The sequence below is a fragment of the Rhodopirellula maiorica SM1 genome (genome assembly GCF_000346295.1).
GTDB lineage: Bacteria > Planctomycetota > Planctomycetia > Pirellulales > Pirellulaceae > Novipirellula > Novipirellula maiorica.
Map to the genome: position 1 here is coordinate 1 of NZ_ANOG01000444.1, position 1,960 is coordinate 1,960.

The window sequence follows — 1,960 nt, forward strand, 5'->3', positions numbered from 1 at the left end:
GTTTGTGAGAAAGATTGGGGACAAACGGATTGCTGCATTACCAGATCCCCCCGTTTCGCGAAGCGAAATCGGAGCAGCTAGGCTAGTTCTAGTGTGACCAACGATCACGCCATGACGGTTCGGGGTGTCGGCGTCCGGCGAGTGACAACCCGATTGCGATCCCCGTGATCAAGCCGACTCCTAAAGCAGCTACCACGGACTCAATCGGTCGCTGCGACAGCACCTCAGCCGAATGCTCATAGCCCTCGCGTGCTCGGCGAGCGACCTGTTCGTAGCCTTCCCGCATCGACTCGCTGGCGTTTTCGGCATACTGGGATGCCATCTCAGAGTACTGCCCGGACGTCGAATCACAGTTTTCACAGGTCTCACTCAAAAAGGCCTCCACCTGCTCGCGGCCTTGACCTGTTTTTTGCTGGATCAGCCCGATCAGCTGATCGGTGTCGCCTTCGACCTGACTCAGTTCGTCATCGGTGATCTGACCATACTTTTTCTTCACTTCGCCAGTAATTGAATTCCATTTGCCGCTAATTTCTTGTTTCGTAACCATGAGTCACCTGTGATGAGAAAGTGGGTGTTTGTGGATCTTGCGTTAGCAAACCGCGCCGCCATTGCTAACATTTCACGACGATGTTTTCCGAAGGGACAGTACGCTCTACTCTTAAATCCCTCGCAACACCATCGGGTTCACCCTTATCAACAAATGCAATTGGCGTACCGATACACGGTCCAGACTTTGGCTGGCGGATCAATTTGCCAGGATTTGATTGACGTCAGCAACCAAATGAAATCGCCGGATTCGCGAATCGACGGCGAATGCACGATAAACAATCAGTGTGGATCTCTGCCGCACACCTGTGGCAAGTCAAACCTCGCTGTGAACACCACTCAGGCGGTCGAGACAGCGGGCGGCTGCTCGGCATTCGGTGATTTTTGCACGTCGGCTGCAGTGTTCGCCCACACGTTTTGAGATGTCAAATTGGTGTTGCCGGTAATGGTCGCGATCGACACATCGGCGGCATCACGCCCGACACCAATACGTACGAGTCCACGGATCGGTGCCAATCCCGTTGGATCGAACAAATACCATTGGCCACCGAGATAAGCTTCGACAAACCCGTGAAAATCCGGTGGCTGCAAATCGACGGCGTATCCTGCGACGTAGCGTGCCGGGATGCCAATGCCTCGACACAGTGCGATCGTCAGATGAGCATAGTCTCGACACACGCCCGTCCGCTGCACCAACACGTCGGCTGCTGTGGTGGTCGCATTCGTGCTGCCGGGGGTGTAATCGAGATGATGATTGACCCAATCACAAACCGCTTGGACACGACCAAAACCTCGGTCAAGTGTGCCGAACTCTTCGAATGCGAAACGCAACAAAAGGTCGCTCTCGCAATATCGACTTGGATTGAGATAGGTCAGCACGTCCGGCGGCATTTCCGAGACATTCGACTCGTTCACTTCGGTCGACGGGTCGACCTCGGGCGACAATTCGACTGTCGCACGATACTTGACCGATAATTTGCAAGGATCCACGACGATCCGGTGCAACCGATTACATCCATCGCCGATGCGATATTGTTCCACGCTTAACTTGGGATCAAACGTTAGTTCTTCGGAAACCACGTTTTGATGTGCCGTGGTCGCCGCGGCGATCTGCAACAAAAATGTACTCGGAGAACGGACGTCATAAAGCAGGTCACTCCCCACATCCACTCGTAACATTGTTTAGCTCTTATTTAGAAAACGAACTTTAGAAACTTGTATTGGCAAACGTTGCCACGCAATCGGAACTAGGAAACGCTCAGCAGGTGTTCTATCAAGGATAACAACTTATCCATCTCCACCGGCTTGGTGTGATATTCGGTGCACCCCGCTTCGATGGCTCGCTCGCGGTCACCTGCCATCGCGTGAGCCGTCAATGCAATCGACCGGCACTGTGATACCTTGCTCGCGAATC

General features: G+C 53.5%; 2 protein-coding genes. Both read right to left on the minus strand.

Features of this window, described 5'->3' with window-relative positions:
* Nucleotides 1-88 precede the first annotated feature (88 nt).
* A complete protein-coding gene (locus RMSM_RS37825; protein WP_008697169.1) occupies nt 89-547 on the minus strand; it encodes a CsbD family protein in 459 nt (152 codons plus the stop codon).
* Nucleotides 548-885: 338 nt separating this feature from the next.
* Nucleotides 886-1,725, minus strand: a complete 840-nt coding sequence (locus RMSM_RS14120; RefSeq protein ID WP_040766591.1) for a transglutaminase-like domain-containing protein — start codon at nt 1,723-1,725, stop codon at nt 886-888.
* Nucleotides 1,726-1,960 lie beyond the last annotated feature (235 nt).

Coding starts and splice junctions, on each gene's coding strand:
- RMSM_RS37825 (WP_008697169.1), bottom strand. CDS start 547: ATGGTTACGAAACAAGAAATTAGCGGCAAATGGAATTCAATTACTGGC.
- RMSM_RS14120 (WP_040766591.1), bottom strand. CDS start 1,725: ATGTTACGAGTGGATGTGGGGAGTGACCTGCTTTATGACGTCCGTTCT.